Raw genomic sequence first — 24,866 nt, 5'->3', positions numbered from 1 at the left:
CTTCCCCTCGACCTGATTAGTTATCCAGCGATTCTAAACGAATTCGCACGATTTCGCCATGAATGGCAGGTAAAGCTTGGATTTGAGCAAGTGCTTCATCCATTTTTGATTCAACGATTGGATCAGTTAAAATCACAATAGGAATCAAATCTTTAAGGCGAGATTGCTGCATGATGGCATCAATACTAATGCCTGCACGGCTGAGGATTGTTGTGACATCGGCAAGCACACCTGTTTGGTCTTCTGCATTGAGGCGAATGTAATAACCTGTGGTCATTTCTTCACGGCTCAAGATCGGCATATCGGTTAATGCTTCAAAGGCCAATTGAGGAATTGTACCTGCACCATCTTCGGTGTAAGAAATGTCACGAACAATATCGATAATATCGGCAACAACGGCTGAAGCTGTTGGGCCAGCACCCGCACCCGCACCGTAATACAATGTTGGGCCGACGGCATTGGCTTGAACAAGCACCGCGTTTTTAACGCCGTTGACATTGGCAATCAGTTCTTCAGAAGGGATTAGAGTTGGGTGAACACGCAGTTCAATGCCTTTTTCTGCACGACGAGCAATCCCTAAATGCTTGATACGGAAGCCGAGTTCTTCAGCATATTTCACATCTTGAGCTGTAATTTTGCTGATGCCTTCGGTATAGACTTTATTAAACTGTAATGGGATACCAAATGCACAAGACGCTAAGATGGTGAGCTTGTGTGCAGCATCAATCCCTTCAACATCAAAAGTTGGATCAGCTTCGGCATAACCTAATTCTTGAGCTTCTTTTAATACGTCAGCAAAGGCACGACCTTTATCACGCATTTCAGTCAAGATGAAGTTGCCTGTACCATTGATGATGCCTGCTAACCAGTCAATTTTGTTGGCAGCCAAACCTTCACGAATCACTTTAATAATTGGAATACCACCAGCAACGGCTGCTTCATAGGCAACTTGTACCGCGTTGTCTTCAGCCGCTTTAAACAGTTCATTGCCATGTTCAGCAAGGAGTGCTTTGTTGGCAGTGACGACTTGTTTGCCGTGTTTAATGGCTTCACTGATGACTTCATAAGCAGGGTGAATACCGCCCATGACTTCAACCACAACATCCACGTCAGGTTGACGGACGATTTCGAGTAAGTCAGCGCTTTGTTTGATTCCTTCCAAATTCAAATCAGGACGTGGACGACGGGTGCCTACGTGGGTGATTTGAATTTCTCGACCTGTGCGACGTTTAATTTCAGCGGCGTTTTCTTGTAATAATTTAAGGGCACCGCCACCTACGGTACCAAGACCTAATATAGCCAGACGAACTGGTTTCACGTCACACTCCAAATATTTATTGCGATTGAGGTTTGATCATAGCTAAAAAAATGCACAGACTCTAGGGTGCAAATCATAATATCTGCACCTTATTTCAGATTATTTTTCCAAACGTTGCTCTAATTCTTCAGGGCTTAGATAGCCACCTAGATATAAGCCATCTTCTGAGTAAATCGCAGGCGTGCCATTTACCCCAATTTTTATACCCAGTTGATATTGGGCTTTGACAGGGCTATTGCATTGGGTTGGAACAATTTGTTGACCTTGAACCACGGCATTAAATGCGGCTTTACGGTCACTGCTACACCAAATTGCTTCCATTGCAGGGAAGAACTGGTCGCCACGCGGCCATGCGATATAACGAACTTCAATCCCTTTGGCATTGAGTTCGGGGATGTGTTCATGCAGTTTATGGCAATAAGGACAGTTGGCATCGGTAAAGACATATACAACATGCTGAGTTTGACCCTGAGCAGGGTAAACGATCAAATCTTTTGGATTCAGCGCAGCAAACTGTTTTTTGTTTTCAGTGGCTTGTAAGGCTTGGCTAACATTTTGCAGTTTACTGTCACCTAAACGCAGTACATCACCTTGAATAATATATTTGCCATCAGCTGTGGCATATACCGATGGCATACCCTCTAGATTGACCCAATACAGGTTAGGGACTTCTGTTGTTTTAATGTCGATAATTTTGACATTAATATTGGCTTTTTTAAGACCTTCTTGCAAAGTGTTGATTAAACGCTGTTTTGCATTACGTTCTAAAATTGGGGACGCTTGTCCTGTTGCAGGTGCGGTTGCGGTGAGAGAATCTGTTTTTTGTTCAGCATTTTTATCTTTAGAGCAAGCACTGAGCATGCCCGCAGTAAGCATACACGCCAGAAGAATTTTGGAACGGTGCAAGGACATAAATAACCCTTTGACTGGTCAATAAAAAGAACAAGCCGCTAGCATAACAAAAAATATTCGGTGCTTCGTGACTTTTCATGATCTTCTGTTATCCATTAATCCGCCGATTAATGGTTAAGCTCGAGGATGATGCTGTTGGTGTAGTTGTTGCATCCGAACCTGTGCAACATGCGTATAAATCTGTGTAGTAGAGAGATCACTATGACCTAATAGCATTTGCACGACACGTAAGTCAGCACCATGATTGAGTAAATGGGTCGCAAAGGCATGTCGTAAGGTATGGGGAGAAATTTCAAAGTCGATACTAGCTTGTGATGCATAGCGTTTAATCGCATACCAAAAGTTTTGCCGACTCATAATGCCACCTTGCTGAGTCAAAAATACATAATCACTACTTGATTTAAGTAATTGAGGGCGCGATTCATTCAGATAATGCCCTAGCCATTCTAAGGCGATCTGCCCTAGTGGTACCAGTCGCTCTTTGTTGCCTTTACCAACAATACGCACATAGCCTTGTCTAAGGTTAAGTAGTTCTAGACGTAGGGTGATCAGCTCGGAAACCCGTAATCCACAGGCATAAAGGACCTCGAGCATGGTGCGATCACGTAAACCTAATGCTGTTTCGGTATTGGGGGCAGCAATCAGCGCTTCGACTTGGCTTTCTGATAGATCTTTCGGTAGGGCACGACCTAGCTTGGGCGTTTTATGTGTACTGAGAGGATTGTCAGTGCGTAATTGCTGTTCACGTAGAAATTTAAAAAATGAACGTAATGCAGATAACGAACGTGCAATAGAGCGAGGGCTTTTTCCTTGTTGTGTTAACGCAATCAATACATCGGTAATATCACTGCTTGACCACTCTGGTAATCGTTTGTCCTGATATTGGCTACACTGAATCAGATCAGATAAATAGGCATTTCGAGTATGTGGGCTGACTGTATTTGCAATGAGATAATCTTTATAACCAACTAAGAAATCTAATTTTTCTGGTATGTTAATCGCTGTTGGAATACGTGGTTTTTTGTTCAGCATTGATGAAAATCTATCAACATAAAAAAGCTGTTTCACTCTAAAATAAAATCTGAGAAAAGTCGAATTGTAAAGCTAAGCTAGATGCAAGTCGTGTATGTAAATTATTCTCATTTATGTTTATAATAAATCAAACAATTGTGAGTGGAACGCTGTGCGGTTATCTGAGCTGAAAGTTAAACAAGCCGCTGTCATTACCAAAGTCAATCGTCAAACTGTTGATGAGGGCAAGGCGGATTTAATAGCAAGTCGACTGGAAACACTGGGATTTATTCCAGGTACGCCTGTCAAAGTGATTGCCAAAGGTGTCTTTGGTGGTGACCCCTTGCTGATTCAAATTGGTTTTACTCGTTTTGCTTTGCGTAAAGCGGAAGCTCATAAAATCGAGATTTCCTCACAGGGGACAGCAACATGAGCGAAACCTTACGTGTTGCGCTAGTTGGAAACCCAAACTGCGGTAAAACATCTGTTTTTAATCAACTGACTGGAACACGCCAAAAAGTCGGCAACTATGCAGGCGTAACAGTAGAACGTAAAGTCGGTTTTTTCCAGTTACCTTCAGGCAATCAGGTTCGGGTACTGGATTTGCCGGGCACATATAGCTTAGATGCGACAAGTCCAGATGAAGCAGTCACCCGAGATGTCTGCCTTGGAAAAATCAAAGATGAAAGCCAGCAAGATGCATTTTTGTGTGTCGTTGATGCGACCAACTTGCGTCTACATTTGGGCTTAGTCTTGGAAGTCATTGAGTTAGGGCGACCAGTATTGTTGGTGCTGAACATGATGGACGAAGCACGTCGTCGTGGTATTCAAATCAATGCACAGAAGCTTTCGGAACGTTTGGGTATTCCTGTTGTCGAAACAGTGGCTAAAACAACCTCAGGGGTTGCCAACCTGATTGATGCTCTAAGTCAGCAAAAATTTGCTTTGCCTCAAACTGAAATGAATGGTTTAGTGGGGGATCAGCACCAGAAAGTGGCACAAATTCTGTCCGATGTTGTGGTGTTTTCTGATCATGAAGATAAACGAACTGAATTTTTAGACCGAATTTTTCTTCATCCTGTGTTAGGTCTGATCAGTCTAACAGTCCTGATGTTTGTGGTGTTCCAAGCGGTATTTACGTGGGCTGCACCTTTTCAGGATGCCATTGAAAGTACATTTACGTGGCTAGGCGAGCAGATTGGGGCATTGATTAGTCAGCCACTCTTACATAGCTTGGTTGTCGATGGCGTGATCGCTGGAGCGGGTGGTGTTGTGGTATTTTTGCCACAAATTTTGATCCTGTTTTTCTTTATCTTGGTACTGGAAGAAACGGGTTATTTACCTCGTGCAGCCTTCTTGCTTGATAAACTCATGTATAAAGCAGGCTTAAGTGGGCGTGCATTTATTCCGTTATTGTCGAGTTTTGCCTGTGCTGTGCCTGGGATTATGGCGACCCGAACCATTCAGGACCCGCGTGACCGCTTAACCACAATTTTTGTTGCGCCGCTCATGACTTGTTCGGCACGCTTGCCCGTGTATGCCTTGCTGATCTCGGCCTTTATTCCCAGCAAAATGGTGTGGGGCATTTTCAATTTGCAGGGGCTAGTGCTGTTTGCGTTGTATATGGCAGGCATTATCAGTGCATTAATCGTGGCATTTGTGCTGAAATTTTTCCAGAAAGACAAATCCCAATACGCTTTGCTCATGGAATTGCCAAGCTATCGCTTTCCGAATGCGAAAAGTATCGGGATTGGTTTGCTCGACCGCGCCAAGATTTTCTTGAAGCGGGTGGGGGGGATTATTTTCGCACTTTCAATTTTACTCTGGTTTTTGTGTAGTTTTCCAAGCCCGCCCGATCATGCTACGTTGCCACCGATTGACTACAGTTTTGCGGGACGTCTAGGGCACTTGATGCAGCCATTCTTTGCACCGATTGGTTTTAACTGGCAAATCTGTATTGCCCTCATTCCAGGGATGGCTGCCCGTGAAGTGATGGTGGCATCTCTTGGAACAGTCTATGCATTGTCTGCTGCCAACGATGATGCGATGGCACAGGGTTTAAGTCATTTAATCAGTGCACCAGGTAGTGGCTGGAGTCTGGCAACAGGCTTGTCACTTTTGGTGTGGTACATCTATGCACCACATTGTTTATCGACATTGGCAACGGTACGCCGTGAAACAGGGTCATGGAAAATGGTGGCATGGATGACAGGCTATTTATTTGGCTTGGCATATTTTATGGCGTTTTTAACCTATCAAATTGCATTGCATTATTTGGGTTAATGGTAAAGGAGGTTTCTCATGGTTCAGTATCTAATTATTGCGGTATTGGTACTTTGGAGTACCATCTATAGCTTTAAAAAGATTTTTCCACAATCTGCATTTAAAGTCTTTTCTGCTTTAGCTCGCCTGTGTGAACAGCGGGGTTGGATGACTTTGGCAAATTGGTTGCGCCCTACAATGGCAGCAGGGTGTTCGGGTGGTTGTGGTTGTAGTGCGGACAATTCTTCACAGCCTAAAAAAGCCACGCTACAAGCCGTAAAGTGGAAATAATCGATTGATTGCCACGATTAAAAACCGCCTAAAACTGGCGGTTTTTTTACGTGAATATACAAAAAAAATGCGATAAGCCATCATCGGGAAAAGCTTTCCAAAAAGCAAAGTGCTAACATTTGCCAAGTTTAAAAATAAATGCGATGGGGCAAATATGTTAATTCAACGCGGTGGATTGAAAGTCGTTGCAGGGCTTGGTATTTCTGGTGTTTCAGCTGTGAATTTTCTGGTGGAACAGGGGTATCAGGTTGCAGTCACTGATTCACGTGCTACACCGCCTGGACATGATCAAATTCCAAGTCATGTACAGACCAGTTTTGGTAAGCTGGATGTTGATTTGCTCCTGCAAGCTGAAGAAATTATTTTAAGCCCAGGACTTGCACCACAATTGCCTGAAATTCAGCAGGCAATTGCCAAAGGAATTTCAGTTGTGGGTGATGTGCAACTACTTCGCCGTGCGACCGAAGTGCCGATTGTGGCAATTACAGGTTCAAATGCGAAAAGTACCGTGACCACTTTAGTTGGCTTAATGGCTAAAGATGCAGGTAAGAAAGTAGCTGTTGGTGGCAATCTAGGTCGCCCAGCACTGGACTTGCTCAAAGATGACCCTGAACTTTTGGTATTGGAATTGTCGAGCTTCCAATTGGAAACCACATCCCATTTGAATGCTGAAGTCGCAGTGGTCTTAAACATGAGTGAAGATCACCTCGACCGTCATGGTGATATGTGGGGTTATCATCAAGCCAAGCACCGTATTTTCCAAGGCGTGAAAAAGGTGGTGTTTAACCGAGATGACAATCTGACTCGTCCGCTTGTTCCAGATACCACGCCAATGCAAAGCTTTGGTTTAAATGCACCAGACATTCATCAATACGGCATTTTAAAAGATTTAGATGGTACGATTTGGTTGGCACGTGGGCGTGAGCGTTTGCTGAAAAGTTCTGAGATGTATATTCAGGGGACGCATAATGTTGCCAATGCCTTGGCATGTTTAGCTTTGGGTGAGGCGATTGGCTTACCGATGGATTCGATGCTAGAAACTTTGAAAAATTTCAAAGGTCTAGAGCACCGCTGTGAATATGTGGCAACCGTCAATGACGTACGTTATTACAATGACTCGAAAGGTACCAATATTGGCGCAACGTTAGCCGCAATTGATGGTTTAGGCGCTGCCATTGAAGTTCAACAAGGTAAAGTGGCGGTGATTTTAGGCGGTCAGGGGAAAGGTCAGGACTTTAAAGCTTTACGTGATTCACTACAAAAATATGTCAAAGTGGCAGTGCTGATGGGTGAAGATGCACCTGTGATTGAACAGGCGATTGAAGGGACAACAACGCTATTGCATGCACAAAGCTTGATGCAAGCCGTTCAACTTTGCCAACAACAGACCCATGCAAATGATGTTGTGCTGTTATCACCTGCCTGTGCCAGTTTTGACATGTTTAAAGGATATGCTGACCGTGGGCATCAATTTGTCGCTTGTGTTAGCGCATTATCTGTATGAGTAAGGGGGCATCTATGGCAGGAATTGCCCAAGGGATGAGTAAATTCCAAACTTGGTATGCACGTATTGCACCAAAATTACCTGCGGAAATTACAGCGCGTAATGTTCTCATTTTTTGTGTATCGACTTTACTGATTATCGGCACAATTATGGTGGCATCGGCATCGATGCCGTATGCAGATGCCAAGCAGCATGACCCATTTTATTTCTTAGAGCGTCATGCCATTTCGATTGTGATTGCTGCATTTGCGGCTTTTGTTTCATCACGTTTTACATTGGACTATTGGTTTAAAAATACTTTCCTTTTTTGGCTTGTCACGATTGGTCTTTTGGTGGTGGCTTTAGGCGTTGGTACAGAGGTCAACGGCTCAACTCGCTGGATTCGCCTAGCAGGATTTACTTTACAGCCAACGGAAATTGCTAAATTGATGATGGCGATTTTTACCGCAGACTATGTGGTGCGTCGTGCGCATGAAGTCCGAAATAGCTGGATGGGACTGGTTCGTCTTGGTGGCATCATGTCCATTACCGTCGGCTTGATCTTGGCTGAGCCTGACCTTGGGGCGACCGTCGTGATTGTCATGATGATGTTTGGCGTGTTCTTCTTGGCGGGCGCACCGATTATTCAGTTTTTGTTTTATATCGGCGCAATTATTATTGCCTTGGTCTTCCTGATTCTATTTGAACCGTATCGTTATGAACGTCTGGTTTCATTTAGTAATCCGTGGGCAGACCCACTCGGTTCGGGTTATCAGCTTTCTAATGCCTTAATGGCATTTGGGCGCGGTGAATGGTTCGGGGTTGGCTTAGGGCATAGTATGCAGAAAATGTCTTATTTACCCGAAGCACATACCGACTTCATGCTGGCAATTTTGGGTGAGGAGTTTGGCTTCATCGGGATTACCACGGTGCTGGCACTTGAGTTTATTATGCTGGCATGTTGTATCCGTATTGGGCAACGTGCATTAAAAAATAACTACTTACGTGCAGGTTATTTGGCTTACGGTATCAGCATGATTTTCCTGATGCAGATCTTGGTGAATGCAGGGATGAACATGGGGATGTTACCGACCAAAGGTTTGACCTTACCATTTATTAGTTATGGTGGGACATCTTTAATGATGTGTGCGGTGATGGTTGCCTTTGTCTTAAAGATTGATTCCTCTACACAGAATACAAATCCGAATCAGGAAGTTTCCAACTTCTAAAAGAAAACCACGCAATCGCGTGGTTTTTTATTGATAGATCTGTTCGAGCTGCGTTGTTCTTGGAATGCGTGATACATCCCACTGAGCTACGGCTTGTTGTAGCATACGGGCAGGTCGATCTAGATCTACGGGCAATTGATGTAAGGCACGAATCGCCTGTTGTAAAAGCTGCGGTGCTTGAGCAGGATCAAGGGCTTGCGCCAGATTTTGCTTTGAAAGCTTTTGTCCCTGTGCATTCATTGCTAGAGGTAAATGCATGTATTGCAAGCGTGGGTAACCGAGTAATTGTCCAAGCCAAATTTGCCGTTCAGTGTTATCCAGCAGGTCTGCACCACGCACGACATGGGTCATGCCTTGCAGATAGTCATCGACCACAACAGCCAATTGGTAGTTGATAATGCCATCACGACGTTTCAGTACAAAATCACCCAAGTCATGTGCAAGGTTGGAACAGTGCTGACCTTGTAAACGATCTTCAAAACAGATCAGTTGATCATTGACTTTGACACGAATCGCCTGATGTTCAAAGGCTAAATTGAGATCACGACACGTACCTGCATAAATGGCATTTGAACCAAGCATTTTACGGGTACATTGACAGGCGTAGACCAAATTGAGTTGTTGAAGTTGATAGATAACTTCTTCATAAATCTCTAGGCGATCTTTTTGGAAAATGATCTCGGCATCGGGTTCGAACTCAAAGGCATCTAGACAATGCAGAATATGCGTTTCGCTGTCAGGATAAATGCGGGGAATATCGGTATCTTCTATGCGAACCAACCATGTTCCCTGTTGTGACTTTGCATCACAATAACTTGCCACTGCGGTGAGCAGGGAGCCAAAATGTAACGGGCCGGTTGGCGATGGTGCAAACCGACCCATGTAAGCAGACTGCATGGACTGCAATTTACTCATGGTTTAACCGTTGTTTTGCTTCTCTTTGATTTCCGCCAACGTCTTGCAGTCGATACATAAAGTCGCTGTTGGACGTGCTTCTAAACGGCGTAAACCGATTTCGATACCGCAAGTTTCACAGAAACCGTAGTCTTCGTCTTTAATGGTCGCAAGAGACTGTTCAATTTTACGAATCAGTTTACGTTCGCGGTCACGGGTACGTAGTTCAATCGCAAACTCTTCTTCTTGAGTCGCACGGTCATTGACATCAGGCAATGCGGTAGATTCGTCTTGCATGGTGTTGAGGGTACGATCCACTTCGGTCATCAGTTCCGCTTTCCATGCTTCTAAGATTTTGCGGAAGTGATCAAGCTGGCCTTCAGACATGTATTCTTCATTTTTTTTCGGCTCGTAAGGAGCAATACCGAATAAGCTTGCTGTTGAACTGCCTTCTGAAGCCTTAGGCTTGGTTTTGCGTGCACGTTTCGGTGCATCTGTTTGGTCATCTAAGACTTGGTTTAGGTTGTCATTCGCCATAATAGGGCATTCCTCATCATATACATCGAGATCGACGTAATCGCTATGGTGATATGCAAGTTTGTTGTTATTTCACCCTTAAACAAGAATTTAATTCATGTTCAAGGGGTCGTCATCATAAAGACTTTTTGCATACTTGAATAGTATTAAATTCTACCCAAGCGATCCTTTTTCAAGACAGTTAAATTAATCGAAATTACACGAAATGGAAAGTTAATAACCTGAAATCTCGTTATTTATTTTTGGAATGAGATGGTCTAAACGATAAACCTGACTTTCAATGTGCCCATCGTTATACAATTCCAATACACGATAACCTGCTGCATCATGCTGTCCCAAAGCAAAATCATGGCTTTGTGGTTCAAACTGAATACAGGTAGAAGGGACGGCTAAAAATTGGATATTGTCTTGAATCTGTGAAAATTCTTGATGAACATGACCGTGAATAACGGCTTTGACTTGAGGAAATTTATGCAATACCGAGCAAAGATCAGCACTGTTTTTCAGACGATGATGATCAATCCAGTCGGACTGCATATGGAGCGGATGATGATGGCAGCCGATCAGCACAAAACCATCATTTATTTGTTGTAACAATTGATCTAATTGATCTAATTGATCTTTATCAATATGTCCATCAATTTTTCCCGTGACGGCACTGGTCAGTAAAATGATTGTCCAAGGCTTGAGATCAATCACGGTGATGGGTGACGATTGTGAATAAGGGAAAATCTCTAAATCATCATGGTTGCCTGGGGTTTGATAAAAAGGGATTCCAAGGCGTTGCATATATTGAAGGTAGCGTGCGTAGGTGACAGGGGTCGCATCTTGTGCAACATCCCCTGTATGAATGATGACTTTTGCATCTGGATGCTGAGCCACAATATGCTGCATGATGTCATGGAAACTATGCTCAGGGCACATTTCGACAAATGTGGCATCTGCGTGTTCCATGAGGTGAGTATCACTAATCTGAATAATGGTCTGAGCTTGTTGTGTCATTGCATCCATCACACTTAAATGCTTTTATTTTTGAATATGTTGCTGTAGCCATTGCAATGCCATGATCACAGGTGCATTGACCAATCGTCCACTGCGAAGTAATGGTGCAAGGTCAGAATAATGAAATAAATGCAATTGAATATTTTCACCTTCCCCAGCGACCCCAAAAATTCCACCTTGTTCAGGCAGTTCGGCTTGTGCGACATATAAATGGAACAGTTCTGAACATGCGCCCGCAGAAGGATAGAAACTAAATAAATGCTGGAGTTGATCAATCGCACAGCCTGATTCTTCAAGGCTTTCACGGCGAATACAGGTTTCTGGTGATTCATCACCATCGAGAACCCCAGCAATAATTTCGAGTTGCCATGGTGACTGTGCATCATCGAGTGCACCGACACGGAATTGTTCGATCAGAGCAAAGCGTTGTTGTTGATCATTATAAATGAGTACTCCAGCAGCTTCTGGGCGATGAATTAACTCACGTTGTAAGATGGGTGTGTAGCCTGTTTTTTCAAAAAGGCGGTGACGTAGACTGACTTTCTCAACTTGTAAGAAACCTTTAAATAATGTTTCGCGTGAAGTCACTTCAACATCGTGTTGATTATAGCTGGCATGCTCAACGATATTCATAAGCAAAATTAGGATGAAATATTTCACTTCATCCTAACTGAGCTGGCGATTAAGGCAACACTTTTTTTATCAAAATTAGACCTTGTGGTATAACTTTTGTCCAGTTTGTTGATAAGTGGCTTTCATCTCTTGTAAACCTTGTTCAACTTCTTGATTTTCAATAGTTAAGTGGTTTACATTCTTTTGATTTTCTGCATAATCACGCACGTTTTGTGTGATCTTCATTGAGCAAAATTTAGGCCCGCACATTGAGCAGAAGTGCGCCGATTTATGTGCATCTTTGGGTAAAGTTTCATCATGCATACTACGTGCTGTGTCAGGGTCTAAACTCAGGTTGAACTGGTCATCCCAACGGAACTCAAAACGTGCTTTTGACAACGCATTGTCACGGACTTGAGCACCTGGATGTCCTTTGGCAAGGTCAGCAGCATGAGCAGCAATCTTGTAAGTGATGATGCCATCTTTCACGTCTTTTTTGTTCGGCAGACCCAAATGCTCCTTTGGTGTGACATAGCAGAGCATCGCTGTGCCGTACCAACCAATCATCGCTGCACCAATCGCAGAAGTGATATGGTCATAACCCGGTGCGATATCCGTGGTCAGTGGCCCAAGGGTATAAAATGGTGCTTCTTTACACACTTCAAGCTGCAAGTCCATATTTTCCTTGATCATGTGCATTGGCACGTGTCCTGGCCCTTCGATCATCACCTGAACATCATGTTCCCAAGCACGGTGGGTCAATTCACCTAAAGTTTTCAATTCGCTGAACTGCGCTTCATCATTGGCATCTTGAATACAGCCCGGACGTAAACCATCACCTAAACTAAACGACACGTCATAGGCTTTCATGATTTCGCAAATTTCATCGAAATGCGTGTAGAGGAAGTTTTCTTCATGATGCGCCAAACACCACTGCGCCATGATTGAACCACCACGGGACACGATGCCTGTCAGACGGTTTGCTGTCATCGGCACATAACGGAGCAAGACACCTGCATGGATGGTGAAGTAATCCACGCCTTGTTCAGCTTGTTCGATGAGCGTGTCTTTAAAGATTTCCCAAGTCAGGTTTTCGGCAACGCCATCGACTTTTTCTAGTGCTTGATAGATTGGTACAGTCCCGATTGGCACTGGCGAGTTACGGATAATCCACTCACGGGTTTCGTGAATATTTTTACCTGTTGACAAGTCCATGATGGTATCTGCACCCCAACGGGTTGCCCATGTCATTTTTGCGACTTCTTCATCAATTGATGAACCCAGTGCCGAGTTACCAATGTTGGCATTAATTTTCACCAAGAAATTACGACCAATAATCATCGGCTCAAGTTCAGGGTGGTTAATGTTGGCAGGAATAATCGCACGCCCAGCAGCCACTTCCTGACGCACAAATTCAGGCGTGATTTCTTTCAGGTTTTGTGCCCCAAAGTTTTGTCCAGCATGCTGACGCATATCGACATCGTGGCGCTGACGCTGATTTTCGCGAATGGCGATGTATTCCATTTCAGGGGTAATAATACCTTGCTTGGCATAGTGCATTTGCGATACGTTTTTGCCTGCTTTAGCACGACGCGGGTTTTGAATATGCGCAAAGCGGATTTCAGCAGTACGAATGTCACGTAGACGTTCCTGACCAAATTTAGAAGTCAAGCTGTCGAGGATATCAGTATCTTCGCGTTCTTCAATCCAAGCACTACGCACAGAAGCTAAACCTTGATTCAGGTCGATGTGTGCATTTGGATCGGTATAGGCACCTGAAGTGTCATAGACCATGATAGGGGGATTGTGTTCACCACCTAAACCTGTTGGAGTTTCAGTCAGTGAAATTTCGCGAAAAGGCACTTGAATATCTGGACGAGAACCTTCGACATAGACCTTGCGAGATGCAGGTAAAATGCGGGTGAGATCTTTCGCATCTTGTTCATGTTGTGCTGAAATATCAGCAGGGGATAGATTCGTTAATTGGTTCATGGTCATGATCCTTATGAATGACATCAACGAATCAAGCACGACCAAAAACCTGGCGGATTTATCTTGTAAAAAAGATAAAAAGAGGGCTGTAGTTTTTAGATGGCTTGATTCCTACGCAGGTCTTAACCTGATCAGGTTCAACGGTACTTGTGTTTAAATGCAAAGGCACTGACACAATCTCAGCGAGGTATTACTCGCGCTCCGTCAAGCATGGCAACAGCTTAGCATGTTTTATCTGAGAAAAAAGACTCTAGGGGAAAAATGCTAAGCGGTTCAAATTAATGATTTGAATTAGAAATATTTTTTAATTTTGAGCTTGGATAAAACCACAGGGTTACATAGCAAGATTGAGGTGAAAATTAAAGTGAAACCAATCAAACTGGTGTAGTCAGGCAGCTCTCCCCAAAATAAATAACCCCAAATTCCTGCAAAAATAATCGCGACATAATTCACAGGGCCAATCTGCCCCGCAGGTGCAAGACTATAAGCTTTCGACATGAAAATTTGACTGATATTGGCGAGTAAACCTGCGCCAACTAAAAAGGCGAGTTCATGCAAATGATAGGGACGAATCAGCCAAAACATCGGAATGGCAGAGACGAGAGAGCCGAACACACAAAAATAAAACACGATTCGTTCAACAGGTTCAGTGTCGGTCAGGGCACGTACTGTCACAAAAGCCATTGCTGCCAAGAAACTGGCACTAAGACCAATCAGGGAAATACTATTGAACATGCCAGAATCGGGTTTTGCAACGCAGAGTACGCCTGTGAGACCAATTGCAGCAGCAATCAGCATTGATTTAGTAATGCGTTCTTTGAGAAACAGCCAAGCAATCAGGGGAATAAAAATTGGTGAGGAATAGGTAAACACCATGGCATTGGAGAGTTTTAAATGGGCGATCGCATAGAAAAATCCATACATGGCGGATAAGCCAACGATGCTGCGCCAAAGGTGCATCCAGAGTTTTTCAGTCTTAAAAAAGCTGGGACCTTTTTGGATTAACATTGGAATAAAAATAAATAATCCAACAAAATTTCGGAAAAATACCACGGTTGAATTATCAACACTATGTGAAGCATAGCGGATGCAGACCCCCATAATGGAAAATAAAAAGGCAGAAACAATAAGGCAAGCAACTGCTTTTAACGGATCTGAAGGAGCAGAGGTCATGATGGGAGAGAAAAGTTTAAATCGCTGCTCAAGATAGCATAAATTGGCTATTTTTACGGCATTGTCTAGAACTGTTGTTTACTGACCAAACTATTGGCGACCTTCCCCGCATGTGTAATACAAATTGCATCACTTAAACAGTCACGATTGATGTGGGTACTATCTAAAGTTAGAGGGTCATAAAGCCCCATATAACGGTCTAACTGTTTAATGGTTTTAATTGTTTGATACTGACTGGAACGTTTTTCGGTTGGGCTGAGTTCAATCGGCAGATCTTGGTCACGTTGCGCTGTGGGAATCTGGATAAACTGTAAGAATTTTTCTGCTTGTAAACCTAATGCAGAATGATCTTCAGCCGCAAGATATTTAATTTCCTGTAAAGCTTCAGGATTAATCGAATCCTCACCGACATAATCTGTAGAGACAGGCAAGCTACTGATGCCATGAAACAGAAATTGGGCATATTTGAATTTTAAGCGTTGAGCATCATCAATCAGAGCACTGTTGGCATACTCATTGACATAATTTTGCCAAAAGCGCGCACGTCTAGAAATTTCAGACCACGACACATTAAATGTACTTCCCGATAAAATCGGAAATTCATTTTGAGCAGCAAGATTTTTAATAAAAATTTGTTCGGTTTTGGGTAAGTAAGGCGCAAAGATATGCAGTAAATACTGTGGCTGTCGGCGGTACATAATGCCTGTATCACCAGAGTCATAGACCTCAAAGTAGGCACGGCTCCCCTGATGTTGCAGTAAGTAGCGATCACGCTCAGCAAATTGAGCTTGATAACTGGTGGCATAGCCATTGCTATTCATGGCATATTGGTCAAAAGCCTGCTCTTGCTCAGGCGTACGCTCTGTGGATAAAAAGCGTTGGTACATACTGGTTGAGGCGTAGAGAAGTTGCTGTCTTTGTTGCATTGGAATTTGTGGTAGGCATTTTTCAAGCTGCTGATTGACAAATTGCAAATCTTCGACTGAGCTGCTGCTATTGATATTTTGCATTTGCTGGCTGAGCAGATTACATAAAGACATCACTGTTTTGTGTGCAACATGCGGTTGAGATTCTTCCCGATGCGGTTCGCTAGATTGTTGATGGCAGCCTGCGATCAACAGCACGAGCAGCAACGTGACGCGCCCTAGTCTCAACGGCATAGATCAACCTCAGAATTTAGATGGATATGTTTTCTAACAGTGCGAATTTATTCAGGATATTTTCAGTCGATTGCTCAATAAAAGCTGTTGTAGAGTTGCAAACTTTGGTTAATAAATTTAGCGAAGTGTCAAGAAAAGCAGCGATATACCCTTAGCATGTAAACAAGTATGTTTTTTCAAAAAAATAGGCATAAAATCTCTAAGATTTTAAAACTCAGATCAAAAAATAATGCTTGCTGTCATGAAAGCGTCATGCGCTGTATGCTTCAATACGATTATTCGTTTCTCGATTTTGGAGATTTCTCTTGAGCCTTAAAAACCCCATCTTAGCGCATCATATTTCTTCACAATTCAATGAAGATTTACAAGAAGTGAATGCTAAATTTATGGCGATGGGAGGGATAGTCGAGCAACAAGTCACCAATGCCATTCATGCGCTACTCGATACAGATGTCAGTATGTCTCTTGATGTTCAGTATCAGGAAAAAAATGTCAATCGCCTAGAATGTGAGATTGATGAAGGTTTAACTCTGATTTTAGCACGTCGCCATCCTGCAGCCATTGATTTGCGTATGGTGATTGCGATGAGTAAAGCCAATACGGATATGGAACGAATTGGGGATGAAGCCTTAAAAATTGCCAATATTGCTCAAAGTCTGTGTGAAGAAGGGGGATCGCCTCGAGGTTTCATGGAAACGCGACATATTGGAAATCAGGTACGGGTCATGATTCATGAGGCGCTCGATGCATTTGCACGTTTAGATGCTGAACAAGCCCTGCACGTTTTGCGTGCCGATGCAGATATTGACCGTGAGTATCAGTCTGCAACACGTACACTTATGACATATATGATTGAAGATCCGCGTTATATTTCACGAGTTTTGAGTGTGCTGTGGGTACTGCGTTCATTAGAGCGTGTTGGTGATCATGCACGTAATATCGCAGAACAGGTGATTTATATTGTCAAAGGCTTAGATGTGCGTCATACCAGCGTTGATGAAATTGAGCAGCGAGTACATAGCCGTTAATTGACGACTCACTGGCTTTGAAAAGGTGAAATGATTTTCACCTTTTTTTTATGCTTATTGAGAATAAAAAAAATCCCAGAGTTGGGGGTGATCTGGGATCTATAAAAGGGTAATTCGTTATATCAGCAAGAACTTCGCCTTGTTAAAAACATCATAACCATCGTTTAAGAAGTTGTCATGTGTAGTCCTGTGAGGACTTGTTATTTTCTATGCTTGTTTGTAGATATAACGTAAATTTTGTATAAAAAAGCAACGATCTGGTCGTTGCTTTTTTTATCGAATGGTCAGTACAAGATCATATTTTTATGGTTAAAAATATTATTTCTCTGCTGTCCAGCCTTCTGCTTTCTCAACACTATCATCATTACTGAAAAACTTTTCACGCTGTTCTTCAAGGAACTTTTTCGCGTCTGGTTCAAACACATTTAAGCGTTTTTCATTAATCAGTGTAGTTTGGTGTTTTAACCATTCTTGCCATGCCTGTTTAGACACGCTATCAAACAGTTCTTGTCCTTTTGCACCTGGGAACGGTGCAAAATCCAAACCTTCCATTTCCGCTTGATATTTACGGCAAAAGACTTGTCGAGTCATATCTTATTGATCCTTAAGCGTAGAGTTTAGCTAAACGTGCGTGCGCACGCTCAATTGCTGCAGCAACCTGTACAGGAGCAGTACCACCGATGTGGTTACGTGCGCTGACAGAAGCCTCAAGGGTTAATGCTTTTTCAAATACATCTTCACTGATCAGGTCAGAGAACTGTTGTAATTGTTCAAGGCTGAGTTCAGACAAATCTTTCGATTCCTGTACGCCAAGAGCAACTGCTTTACCCACAATTTCATGCGCATCACGGAATGCCACGCCTTTTTTCACCAAATAATCCGCCAAGTCCGTTGCGGTAGAGAAGCCACGCAGAGCTGCTTCACGCATCACTTCGATGTTTGGAACCAGCGCAGGAATCATGTCAGCAAATGCCATAAGTGAACCACGAACGGTATCAATCGCATCAAACAAAGGCTCTTTGTCTTCTTGGTTGTCTTTGTTATATGCCAATGGCTGACCTTTCATGAGGGTCAACAAGCTCATCAGGTCACCATAAACACGACCTGTCTTACCACGAATTAACTCAGGAACATCTGGGTTTTTCTTTTGTGGCATGATGGATGAACCTGTACAGAAACGGTCAGGAATATTCACAAATTTGAACTGAGCCGATGTCCATAGAATCATTTCTTCAGACATACGTGACAAGTGCATCATGATTAAAGATGCAGCCGCATTGAATTCAATGCCGAAATCACGGTCAGAAACTGCATCGAGCGAGTTTTCACTTACGGCTTCAAAGCCTAACAATTCGGCAGTATACGCACGGTCGATTGGATAAGTTGTACCTGCAAGAGCTGCTGAACCAAGTGGCATACGGTTAACACGTTTACGGCAGTCGATCAGACGTTCGCTGTCACGTACCAACATTTCAAACCACGCCATTAAGTGGTGACCAAAAGTCACAGGCTGTGCCGTTTGCAAATGGGTAAAGCCAGGCATGATCGTCGTGGTGTTTTTTGCAGCTAAACCCAGAATGCCTTTTTGTAGGCGTTCAAGTAGTTTTAAGATGTCGTCAATTTCATCACGAACATATAAACGAATGTCGGTTGCAACTTGGTCGTTACGGCTACGACCTGTATGTAGTTTTTTACCTGTGATGCCAATACGATTGGTCAAACGTGATTCAATGTTCATGTGAACATCTTCAAGGTCGATACGCCATTCAAACGTACCCGCTTCAATTTCCTGACGAATTTCAGTCAAGCCTTGAATAATATCATCACGTTCAGCTTCAGTGAGAACGCCGACTTTAGCAAGCATAGTCGCGTGTGCGATCGAACCTGCAATATCTTGTTGATAAAAACGTTGGTCAAATTGTACAGATGCAGTAAATTCAGCAACAAAGGCATCAGTAGCTTCAGTAAAACGACCTCCCCACATACCTGAGGTTTCATTGGTTTGCGGAGTATTAGAGGAATGAGAAGATGTGGTCATGGCGGCTCAGTAAAATAAAAAGCAGTATAACAAAAGCTCAGCAACTTGCCGATGCTCAAGATCATCATTCAGTCCAGAGTAGCGACGCGCTGCACAATCAGTCTGCCTATTTTTTTACGAAAATAGGGCGTTGGCAACACTTAATCGAATTATTTGCAGCCAGTAGTATTTTGGCACTTACATTAAGTCTTGCAGAATCAGGTGGTTGGGAGGTTATGAGCTGGGGACATACGCTTCAATATTTGCTCTATATTTACTGGGTGATTTTGGCATTTGTGGTTGCTGTACAAAAACTAGAACAGCCTTTAAATAAAATGAACCATACTCAGGCATTTACAGCCGCCTTTTTTTTATTACAGGCAATCATTTTACTCAGTAGCCTATCTCTGAATGCGCTTTTGCTGTGGGTGCATTTTGGTTGGCAGCGATTATTTGAGGGATCGCGCTGGTGGGATGGTGTTGGATTGCACTTGAGTTATGGGGTGTTGATGAGTGCGTTCTGTTTGAGATATTTATATATAAGAAATCAGTGGCTTAAACAACAACATAGCGAGTTGCAAGCCCGTATTCAGGCGATGCAGGCACGGATTCAACCTCATTTTTTATTTAACAGCTTAAATAGTGTCGTCAGCTTGATTGCGACCGATCCAGATAAAGCTGAGGATATGTTGATTAATTTATCTCGTTTATTTCGGGTCAGTTTTCAGGAATTGAAATTGGTCAGTTTGGCAGAAGAATTAAAAATATGTCGTCAATATATTGCAATTGAGCAAATCCGTCTGCGAGATCGTTTAGAAATGGACTGGCGCTTACCTGATCTACAGGCATTGCAATATATTCAAATTCCTGTATTAAGTTTGCAGCCCTTACTTGAAAATAGTATTTTTCATGGTGTTGAAAAAATAAGCAGTCCGTGTAAGATCAGTGTATTGGTCGAGATTCTTGATCGACAAGTCAATATTGTGATTACCAATCCATATTTACAACAACAACAAGGGCAACGCCAAGGCAATGGCATTGCATTAGAAAATGTTAAACAACGGCTACGTGCCTATTATGGCGATGCTGCCTATATACAATGTTTTGCGGGGCAAGGCATCTTTACCACAATCTTAACCTATCCGTATCAATAATAAGCGGATGAAACAAAACAGATAGGGGGAATATAAAGCGCGTATGGATATTTTAATTTGTGATGATGAGCCACTCGCAGTTGAGCGACTGGAACGCCTAGTCACTGATTTAGGACATCAGGTGGTGGCAACGGCAACACATGGTGGGCAAGTTTATGACTTGGTCTTGACCCATGAGCCTGAAGTGATTTTATTGGATATTCAAATGCCTGAAATGGATGGTTTAAGCTGTGCCCGTCAGTTGGCACAACTACAAATTAAACCTGCTATTGTATTTTGCACGGCATATGATCAGCATGCATTACAAGCATTTCAGTCGCAAGCACAAGCCTATCTCTTAAAACCAATTGCAAAAACTGAACTGAGAGAGGTTTTGGATCAGATCTGTAAACCTAATCAGGCACAGATGAATCAGTTAAAACCACAAGAAGCAGCACCTGTAGCGAAGAAGCAACGTCAACATATTACGGCTAAATCTCATCGTGGCGTAGAATTAATTCCTGTCGATCAAATCTATTATTTTTTGGCAGATCAAAAATATGTAACGATTCGCCATCAAAAAGGCAGTGTGCTGATTGATGAAACTTTGAAAGATCTAGAATCTGAATTTCCTGAAAAATTTATTCGAATTCATCGTAATGCTTTGGTTTCAATCCATTTTCTTGATGGTATTGAAAGCATTTGTTCAGGGCAGTACCAAGTACGCTTACGTGAGATTGGCGAACGTCTTGTGATTAGCCGTCGGCATTTGCCGCAGTTACGTGAGTCCATGCAGCAACTCTAAACAGTTTTTTGGGTTTGGGTCTTGCATTTTTATTAGATCAGGTTAAGTTTAGTGCATTATTTCAATGCTCAGACTTCATCCATTATGAATATTTTGAAAATTGCGACTCGTCAAAGCCCACTTGCCCTGTGGCAAGCGGAGCATATTAAAAGTCGACTTGAGCAACTGCATCCGTATTTAACTGTAGAATTGGTCACTTTTGTGACGCAAGGGGACAAAATCCTCGATACACCATTGGCAAAAATTGGTGGTAAAGGCTTATTTGTAAAAGAATTAGAAAATGCTTTACTCGATGGGCGTGCTGATTTAGCTGTCCATTCGATGAAAGACGTTCCAATGCAACTGCCTGAAGGCTTAAGTCTAGCCGTGATTTGTGAACGCGAAAATCCAATGGATGCTTTTGTATCGAATCACTACGCACACTTTAATGAGCTACCTCAAGGTGCGGTGGTGGGTACATCCAGTCTACGCCGTAAATGTCAAATTTTACAGCAGCGTCCTGATCTGACTATTAAAGACTTACGTGGCAATGTTGGAACACGTCTTGGAAAATTGGATGATGGTCAATACGATGCGATTATTTTGGCCAGTGCGGGTTTAAAACGCTTAGGGCTTGAGCAACGTATTCGTCACCATGTTGCGGTTGAAATGAGCCTGCCTGCGGTTGGACAAGGGGCATTGGGTTTGGAATGTCGCACAGATGATCAAACTGTTCTGGATTTAATCGCACCATTGGCTCATGCGGAAACACAAGCGTGTGTGACGGCTGAACGTGCATTTAATGCCTACTTGGAAGGGGGCTGCCAAGTTCCAATCGCAGGTTTTGCAACGTTACATGATCAACAGTTGCAAATTGAAGGGCGTGTGGGAAGTGTCGATGGCACGGTTCTACTAAAAGCACGAGTACACGGTGCAGTTGCTGATGCAACCCAACTTGGTGAAGCCTTAGCTCAACAATTACTTGCTCAAGGGGCAGGTGAATTACTCAAGGCTTTACAGCACTAATGATGTTGTTGCTGAATACGCGACCAACTCAGCGTGCTGCTACGCTGAGTCAAAGACTAAATCGAGCAGGTATAGAGGTTGTTGAACTGCCATTGCTTGAATTGACGGGATTGCCCTATTCGGCAGAACTCGCAGCACTTTATGCACAGCTTGCTGATAAACAAGTGATTGTGGTGGTGAGTCCAACAGCCGTTGATGTAGGAATGCAATATCTTCAAGTAAGCCAAATTGAGATGTCGAGTCTGGCGCATATACAGTGGATTGCAGTAGGGCAGGCGACAGCACAACGCTTAAAAGATTATGGAATTTCTGCAAGCATTCCTGACGTTGAAACATCGGAAGGTATGCTTGCGTTACCTGTTTTGCAAAATTTAGCGGTAAAACAGGTAGCATTTTGGCGAGGGCGTGGTGGACGCCAGTTTATGATGGACGCTTTACAGCAGCGTGGAGTAAAGATTCAAAATTTTGTGTTGTATCAACGTCAATGTCCTGAGCAGGCTCACATTCAGTTTGAACAATTTCAGTCCAGATTTAGACATCAACATCAGTCTGTATGGGTTTGTATAAGTAGTGAAGCGAGTTGGTTGAACTGGCTTAAACTATGTCAAAATAGCCCCGACATTTTATCTCAATGTCAGTATTTAACTTTAGGGACTCGTTTAACCACCTTGGTTAGGCAGCAGCAGATGCCATTGGTCACGCATCAGCTAGATGATTTAGACCCTGAGCAGATCTGCCATTTTCTAATTCAACACAAAGGTAGCGCATGAGAAAGCTAGTTGTAGCCTCGAGCCTATTGGTTTTATTTTGGATTGCAAAACTCAACTATGATGTGCTGCAAAACACAAAACAATTGCAAGAGCTACAAACGCGCATTTTGCATAGTGAACAAGCCAATGCCAATGTCAATGATCAAGTGGTGGCATTACAGCGTCAATTCAACGATGCACCAACAGCATCAACTGTAGCGACGAGCAATGCTCCACTAGCCAATCAACAGAGTTTAAATCCTACGATTTTGGTCAAACAACAACTGCAATTGGTACAGTTTGCTTTGCAACAGCAGCAAGAAGTTTATGCTTTTGAACAATTACAAAAGTTGAATCATGACATTGCAAATTATCAGTTGTCGCCTGCTTTGCAGCAAAGTTTATATCAGGCAATTGGTCAGGATTTACAGAATCTGCAGCAATATCATGATAACCACCAAAATCAATTGGATCAGCTACATTTATTATTTCGCCAGATTGATCAGCAATTGAATCAATTATTATCTCGGCAAACTCAACAATATCAGCCTTTGCAGAAAAAGCATTTCTGGAATGGTTGGTTCAAAGTCGAATCGACAGATCAGCCAAAAACAGAATTAATGAACCAGCGTTTGGTTTTAAAGGAAATCCAGTTGCGGTTAGTCCTCGCCAGACAATTGCTAAATTCTGGTGAATATGATCAATACCAACAAACTTTATTGGATGTAAATCAGTTACTCACTCAAGCTCCAACATTTAACCGCCAAACTTTAGAACAGTTATTAGAAAAGGCCAAACAAATTCCTGTGGTAACTGCACCTAAATTGACCGCACTGGCAATATTGAATTAGAGGTCAGGCATGAAACAAATTCTTTCTTTATATTTATTTGTGCTACTGATCTTGGTTGCTGTTGTCAGTATTTTAAGTTATGGCTATGGATCAGGCTATGTTTATATTTATTTCCGTCATTGGCAGATTCAAAGTAATTTTTGGGCTTTACTCATTTTTCTGGTGTTACTCAGTTTAATTGGGCAGGTATTATGGTTGTTATTAAAACGTTATTTTGGTCGACTTGAGCAACGTAAGCAAAAAGTATTTAATTTTGAACATTTACACCCTTATGAAAAATTAGCAGTTTTGTGGTTGCTAGATGCAAACCAAGAAAAAAGAAACATGGTTGAAGGGATTTTTAAACAATCACAACTACTGAATGAGGTAATTCAAGCTTATTTTTTAGCAAAGCAAGGTGAAAATCAAACAGCTTTAAATCTACTGGAAAAAAGCTCGGCAATGGCATTTGAGTTGGCTGAATTACAACGAATTAAGATTTACTTATCTGAGTATAATGCACATCAAGCATTGACTCACTTGGAATTTTTATCTCAACATGAACTTTCTCCATGGTTGAGAGATATTCAGCAAGGTTATGCACAATGTCTAACACGATTATGGGGGCAGTTTGCAGCACAGTTTCCATGGTTATATTTGCAGAGTACTCAATTTGGCAATCTACATGATGCGGATAAAACCATCTGGTTACAGCAGGTCTTACAAAACTTTGAACATGCCAATCCAGATGAATTAACGGTTTTGCAGCAGCGCTATGAAACGTATAAAGACACTAAAATTCAGCAGGCTACTCGTCAGAACAAGATTTTATGGTTGAAAATTTTAGCGCGGTTACCTGAGATGAGTCAGATGCATGCTTTGCTTGCAGAAAACTTGCTAGATGAATTATTTGATCAGGAAGTTTTTTATTTATGGTTTGAAAAACAATTGCTTAAGCAAAACCCTGATTATGATAAAATTGAACAACAGTTAAATATGTGGGAAGAAAAATATCCTAATATTCCTGTATTTAGTTTTGCGCGATGGTTTGTTTATCAGGCAACCCAACGTTTTGAGGGTGCAGAAAAATTATTGGAATTATATCCAGATAATATATTAATGAGTTATTTAAGAATTAAAAATCAATTAAAAGATAATGAAGTATTATTGCAGCAGTTAAATTTATTATTTGAAGGCAATAATAATTAGACCTCTTTCATAAATCATTTTTTGCTCAACTCCCTATTGTAAATTCCAGCAATTAGATTAAACCTTAGTCCCAGTCTTTTGCCTCGGTTTCGATAACGTCCAGCAAGAATCTTAAAGGTTTTGAGTCTGCCAAATACATGCTCAATTCCTATTCTTCTTTTATTGATTTCTCGGTTGTATTTTTTGAGCTCAGAATGCAAGTTACCACCTTTGT

The 24,866-nt window shown here is 42.4% G+C and carries 25 protein-coding genes and 1 riboswitch; of the genes, 12 read left to right on the top strand and 13 right to left on the bottom strand.

Annotated features, from left to right (window positions below):
• Nucleotides 1–16: 16 nt before the first annotated feature.
• The 3 genes from GBN19_RS02035 to xerD all read right to left on the bottom strand — a co-directional run bounded on the left by GBN19_RS02035 (nucleotide 17) and on the right by xerD (nucleotide 3,262).
• Nucleotides 17–1,318: a homoserine dehydrogenase gene (locus tag GBN19_RS02035; protein WP_151709321.1), complete on the bottom strand. Its 1,302-nt coding sequence runs from the start codon at nucleotides 1,316–1,318 to the stop codon at nucleotides 17–19.
• Nucleotides 1,319–1,417: 99 nt separating this feature from the next.
• Entirely contained in the window at nucleotides 1,418–2,230 is an 813-nt protein-coding gene (locus tag GBN19_RS02030) for a DsbC family protein (RefSeq protein WP_151709322.1), read from the bottom strand.
• 114 nt (nucleotides 2,231–2,344) lie between these two features.
• Nucleotides 2,345–3,262, bottom strand: coding sequence for a site-specific tyrosine recombinase XerD (gene xerD / locus GBN19_RS02025; RefSeq protein WP_151776971.1), 918 nt, complete (start codon nucleotides 3,260–3,262; stop codon nucleotides 2,345–2,347).
• A gap of 151 nt (nucleotides 3,263–3,413) precedes the next feature.
• Here xerD and GBN19_RS02020 point away from each other — a divergent pair, with 151 nt between their 5' ends.
• The 5 genes from GBN19_RS02020 (at nucleotide 3,414) to ftsW (ending at nucleotide 8,506) form a co-directional block, all read left to right on the top strand.
• Nucleotides 3,414–3,674, top strand: coding sequence for a FeoA family protein (locus GBN19_RS02020; RefSeq protein ID WP_151709324.1), 261 nt, complete (start codon nucleotides 3,414–3,416; stop codon nucleotides 3,672–3,674).
• Nucleotides 3,671–5,524, top strand: a complete 1,854-nt coding sequence (feoB, locus tag GBN19_RS02015) for a ferrous iron transport protein B (protein WP_151776970.1) — start codon at nucleotides 3,671–3,673, stop codon at nucleotides 5,522–5,524. The genes GBN19_RS02020 and feoB overlap by 4 nt, the downstream gene beginning before the upstream one ends.
• An 18-nt stretch (nucleotides 5,525–5,542) precedes the next feature.
• Nucleotides 5,543–5,794, top strand: coding sequence for a DUF6587 family protein (locus GBN19_RS02010; RefSeq protein ID WP_151776969.1), 252 nt, complete (start codon nucleotides 5,543–5,545; stop codon nucleotides 5,792–5,794).
• 154 nt (nucleotides 5,795–5,948) lie between these two features.
• The gene (gene murD, locus GBN19_RS02005; protein WP_151709327.1) at nucleotides 5,949–7,298 is read left to right on the top strand and encodes a UDP-N-acetylmuramoyl-L-alanine--D-glutamate ligase; all 1,350 of its coding nucleotides are present in this window, start codon (nucleotides 5,949–5,951) and stop codon (nucleotides 7,296–7,298) included.
• A 14-nt stretch (nucleotides 7,299–7,312) separates the two neighbouring features.
• A complete protein-coding gene (gene ftsW / locus GBN19_RS02000) occupies nucleotides 7,313–8,506 on the top strand; it encodes a putative lipid II flippase FtsW (protein WP_151709328.1) in 1,194 nt (397 codons plus the stop codon).
• A 27-nt stretch (nucleotides 8,507–8,533) separates the two neighbouring features.
• Here ftsW and gluQRS read toward each other — a convergent pair whose 3' ends face one another.
• The 7 genes from gluQRS to GBN19_RS01965 all read right to left on the bottom strand — a co-directional run bounded on the left by gluQRS (nucleotide 8,534) and on the right by GBN19_RS01965 (nucleotide 15,876).
• Complete coding sequence (gene gluQRS / locus GBN19_RS01995) at nucleotides 8,534–9,421, bottom strand: tRNA glutamyl-Q(34) synthetase GluQRS (RefSeq protein WP_151776968.1); 888 nt, start codon at nucleotides 9,419–9,421, stop codon at nucleotides 8,534–8,536.
• Nucleotides 9,422–9,424: 3 nt separating this feature from the next.
• Nucleotides 9,425–9,937, bottom strand: a complete 513-nt coding sequence (gene dksA, locus GBN19_RS01990) for an RNA polymerase-binding protein DksA (RefSeq protein ID WP_151709330.1) — start codon at nucleotides 9,935–9,937, stop codon at nucleotides 9,425–9,427.
• Nucleotides 9,938–10,150: 213 nt separating this feature from the next.
• On the bottom strand, nucleotides 10,151–10,939 hold the full coding sequence (locus GBN19_RS01985; protein WP_151776967.1) for a metallophosphoesterase: 789 nt from the start codon (nucleotides 10,937–10,939) through the stop codon (nucleotides 10,151–10,153).
• Between the two features lie 24 nt (nucleotides 10,940–10,963).
• A complete protein-coding gene (locus GBN19_RS01980; RefSeq protein ID WP_151776966.1) occupies nucleotides 10,964–11,572 on the bottom strand; it encodes an NUDIX domain-containing protein in 609 nt (202 codons plus the stop codon).
• 75 nt (nucleotides 11,573–11,647) lie between these two features.
• Entirely contained in the window at nucleotides 11,648–13,543 is a 1,896-nt protein-coding gene (gene thiC, locus GBN19_RS01975; protein ID WP_151776965.1) for a phosphomethylpyrimidine synthase ThiC, read from the bottom strand.
• Nucleotides 13,544–13,634: 91 nt separating this feature from the next.
• Nucleotides 13,635–13,757, bottom strand: a riboswitch (TPP riboswitch).
• A 77-nt stretch (nucleotides 13,758–13,834) separates the two neighbouring features.
• Nucleotides 13,835–14,716: a DMT family transporter gene (locus GBN19_RS01970; protein ID WP_151776964.1), complete on the bottom strand. Its 882-nt coding sequence runs from the start codon at nucleotides 14,714–14,716 to the stop codon at nucleotides 13,835–13,837.
• 65 nt (nucleotides 14,717–14,781) lie between these two features.
• Nucleotides 14,782–15,876, bottom strand: coding sequence for a hypothetical protein (locus tag GBN19_RS01965; RefSeq protein WP_151776963.1), 1,095 nt, complete (start codon nucleotides 15,874–15,876; stop codon nucleotides 14,782–14,784).
• 305 nt (nucleotides 15,877–16,181) lie between these two features.
• Here GBN19_RS01965 and phoU point away from each other — a divergent pair, with 305 nt between their 5' ends.
• Nucleotides 16,182–16,904: a phosphate signaling complex protein PhoU gene (gene phoU, locus GBN19_RS01960; protein WP_151776962.1), complete on the top strand. Its 723-nt coding sequence runs from the start codon at nucleotides 16,182–16,184 to the stop codon at nucleotides 16,902–16,904.
• A 318-nt stretch (nucleotides 16,905–17,222) separates the two neighbouring features.
• Here phoU and GBN19_RS01955 read toward each other — a convergent pair whose 3' ends face one another.
• Both GBN19_RS01955 and argH read right to left on the bottom strand, forming a co-directional pair.
• Nucleotides 17,223–17,495 (bottom strand): oxidative damage protection protein, encoded by a 273-nt coding sequence (locus tag GBN19_RS01955; RefSeq protein ID WP_151709337.1) that lies wholly within the window; start codon nucleotides 17,493–17,495, stop codon nucleotides 17,223–17,225.
• Nucleotides 17,496–17,508: 13 nt separating this feature from the next.
• A complete protein-coding gene (gene argH, locus GBN19_RS01950) occupies nucleotides 17,509–18,942 on the bottom strand; it encodes an argininosuccinate lyase (protein ID WP_081407025.1) in 1,434 nt (477 codons plus the stop codon).
• Between argH and GBN19_RS01945 the strand changes: the two genes are divergently transcribed.
• The 6 genes from GBN19_RS01945 (at nucleotide 18,933) to GBN19_RS01920 (ending at nucleotide 24,652) form a co-directional block, all read left to right on the top strand.
• A complete protein-coding gene (locus tag GBN19_RS01945) occupies nucleotides 18,933–20,075 on the top strand; it encodes a sensor histidine kinase (RefSeq protein ID WP_151776961.1) in 1,143 nt (380 codons plus the stop codon). The two genes, argH and GBN19_RS01945, sit on opposite strands and share 10 nt — an antisense overlap.
• A gap of 43 nt (nucleotides 20,076–20,118) precedes the next feature.
• Nucleotides 20,119–20,859, top strand: a complete 741-nt coding sequence (locus tag GBN19_RS01940) for a LytR/AlgR family response regulator transcription factor (RefSeq protein WP_151709340.1) — start codon at nucleotides 20,119–20,121, stop codon at nucleotides 20,857–20,859.
• An 84-nt stretch (nucleotides 20,860–20,943) separates the two neighbouring features.
• On the top strand, nucleotides 20,944–21,864 hold the full coding sequence (hemC, locus tag GBN19_RS01935) for a hydroxymethylbilane synthase (RefSeq protein WP_151776960.1): 921 nt from the start codon (nucleotides 20,944–20,946) through the stop codon (nucleotides 21,862–21,864).
• A gap of 2 nt (nucleotides 21,865–21,866) precedes the next feature.
• On the top strand, nucleotides 21,867–22,634 hold the full coding sequence (locus tag GBN19_RS01930; RefSeq protein ID WP_151777002.1) for a uroporphyrinogen-III synthase: 768 nt from the start codon (nucleotides 21,867–21,869) through the stop codon (nucleotides 22,632–22,634).
• Nucleotides 22,631–23,464: a hypothetical protein gene (locus GBN19_RS01925; RefSeq protein ID WP_151776959.1), complete on the top strand. Its 834-nt coding sequence runs from the start codon at nucleotides 22,631–22,633 to the stop codon at nucleotides 23,462–23,464. The genes GBN19_RS01930 and GBN19_RS01925 overlap by 4 nt, the downstream gene beginning before the upstream one ends.
• A gap of 9 nt (nucleotides 23,465–23,473) precedes the next feature.
• Nucleotides 23,474–24,652: a heme biosynthesis protein HemY gene (locus GBN19_RS01920; protein WP_151776958.1), complete on the top strand. Its 1,179-nt coding sequence runs from the start codon at nucleotides 23,474–23,476 to the stop codon at nucleotides 24,650–24,652.
• Between the two features lie 14 nt (nucleotides 24,653–24,666).
• Here GBN19_RS01920 and GBN19_RS01915 read toward each other — a convergent pair.
• The coding region (locus tag GBN19_RS01915) for a transposase family protein (protein ID WP_308469259.1) at nucleotides 24,667–24,866 on the bottom strand (200 nt) is incomplete at its 5' end.

The sequence above is a fragment of the Acinetobacter brisouii genome (genome assembly GCF_008993995.1).
Taxonomy (GTDB): domain Bacteria; phylum Pseudomonadota; class Gammaproteobacteria; order Pseudomonadales; family Moraxellaceae; genus Acinetobacter; species Acinetobacter brisouii_A.
This window is presented reverse-complemented; position numbering and strand designations above follow the sequence as displayed.

Coding starts and splice junctions, on each gene's coding strand:
- ftsW (WP_151709328.1), top strand. CDS start 7,313: ATGGCAGGAATTGCCCAAGGGATGAGTAAATTCCAAACTTGGTATGCA.
- feoB (WP_151776970.1), top strand. CDS start 3,671: ATGAGCGAAACCTTACGTGTTGCGCTAGTTGGAAACCCAAACTGCGGT.
- GBN19_RS01925 (WP_151776959.1), top strand. CDS start 22,631: ATGAGAAAGCTAGTTGTAGCCTCGAGCCTATTGGTTTTATTTTGGATT.
- GBN19_RS01980 (WP_151776966.1), bottom strand. CDS start 11,572: ATGAATATCGTTGAGCATGCCAGCTATAATCAACACGATGTTGAAGTG.
- GBN19_RS01985 (WP_151776967.1), bottom strand. CDS start 10,939: ATGACACAACAAGCTCAGACCATTATTCAGATTAGTGATACTCACCTC.
- hemC (WP_151776960.1), top strand. CDS start 20,944: ATGAATATTTTGAAAATTGCGACTCGTCAAAGCCCACTTGCCCTGTGG.
- GBN19_RS01965 (WP_151776963.1), bottom strand. CDS start 15,876: ATGCCGTTGAGACTAGGGCGCGTCACGTTGCTGCTCGTGCTGTTGATC.
- GBN19_RS01970 (WP_151776964.1), bottom strand. CDS start 14,716: ATGACCTCTGCTCCTTCAGATCCGTTAAAAGCAGTTGCTTGCCTTATT.
- GBN19_RS01955 (WP_151709337.1), bottom strand. CDS start 17,495: ATGACTCGACAAGTCTTTTGCCGTAAATATCAAGCGGAAATGGAAGGT.
- GBN19_RS02030 (WP_151709322.1), bottom strand. CDS start 2,230: ATGTCCTTGCACCGTTCCAAAATTCTTCTGGCGTGTATGCTTACTGCG.
- argH (WP_081407025.1), bottom strand. CDS start 18,942: ATGACCACATCTTCTCATTCCTCTAATACTCCGCAAACCAATGAAACC.
- thiC (WP_151776965.1), bottom strand. CDS start 13,543: ATGAACCAATTAACGAATCTATCCCCTGCTGATATTTCAGCACAACAT.
- GBN19_RS01920 (WP_151776958.1), top strand. CDS start 23,474: ATGAAACAAATTCTTTCTTTATATTTATTTGTGCTACTGATCTTGGTT.
- gluQRS (WP_151776968.1), bottom strand. CDS start 9,421: ATGAGTAAATTGCAGTCCATGCAGTCTGCTTACATGGGTCGGTTTGCA.
- murD (WP_151709327.1), top strand. CDS start 5,949: ATGTTAATTCAACGCGGTGGATTGAAAGTCGTTGCAGGGCTTGGTATT.
- xerD (WP_151776971.1), bottom strand. CDS start 3,262: ATGCTGAACAAAAAACCACGTATTCCAACAGCGATTAACATACCAGAA.
- GBN19_RS01930 (WP_151777002.1), top strand. CDS start 21,867: ATGTTGTTGCTGAATACGCGACCAACTCAGCGTGCTGCTACGCTGAGT.
- GBN19_RS02010 (WP_151776969.1), top strand. CDS start 5,543: ATGGTTCAGTATCTAATTATTGCGGTATTGGTACTTTGGAGTACCATC.
- GBN19_RS01940 (WP_151709340.1), top strand. CDS start 20,119: ATGGATATTTTAATTTGTGATGATGAGCCACTCGCAGTTGAGCGACTG.
- dksA (WP_151709330.1), bottom strand. CDS start 9,937: ATGGCGAATGACAACCTAAACCAAGTCTTAGATGACCAAACAGATGCA.
- GBN19_RS01945 (WP_151776961.1), top strand. CDS start 18,933: ATGTGGTCATGGCGGCTCAGTAAAATAAAAAGCAGTATAACAAAAGCT.